Annotated in this window: 1 protein-coding gene; it reads right to left on the bottom strand. The window is 44.1% G+C overall.

Going from position 1 to position 576, the window contains the following annotated elements; translation table 11 throughout:
• Nucleotides 1-224 precede the first annotated feature (224 nt).
• Nucleotides 225-576: phospholipase D-like domain-containing protein (locus R7Z50_RS29545; RefSeq protein WP_318150020.1), on the bottom strand; the 352-nt coding region annotated here is incomplete at its 5' end.

The raw sequence follows: 576 nt of genomic DNA, 5'->3' as shown, positions 1-576 counted from the left end.
TGGATTATTTAAAACATGGACGACATAGGGTTTGCAAGGGAAAAGTCACATATCAACCAATAACCGTTTGGATTGAACGTTTAGACCGCCGTGTGGTAGAGATGATTACATGAGATGTATTGGGGAAAGCACAGAATAGTCGATGCGAAAAGTAAGACGCAGATAAAATAAACCTCCAGCATGGACTCTCATTACTGGAGGTTTGAACTGAAATGGTCACTGATTTAGAGCAATGGGTTGAAGAGGTAGAACACACGCTCAAGGAAACGAGAATAAAGGCTACGTTTTTCCCACTCGTCCAAAATGACAGGATGAGATTGCTTGATATAACCATCTTGCAACCATGACAATTGCTTAGTGAACTCTTCATCGTCGACAGCCAGAGTGACTTCAAAGTTCAGCCACAGGCTACGCATGTCCATATTCACCGTACCAACCAAACAGAACTGGTCGTCGATAACGACCGATTTGGTGTGCAGCAAGCCACCATAGAACTCGTAAATTTTCACGCCAGCGGCTAAAAGTTCGCTGTAGAAGGCGCGCGATGCCCACTGAACCATAAGTGAGTCATTTTTG

This window comes from Vibrio sp. 1249-1, from assembly GCF_033340495.1.
This window is presented reverse-complemented; position numbering and strand designations above follow the sequence as displayed.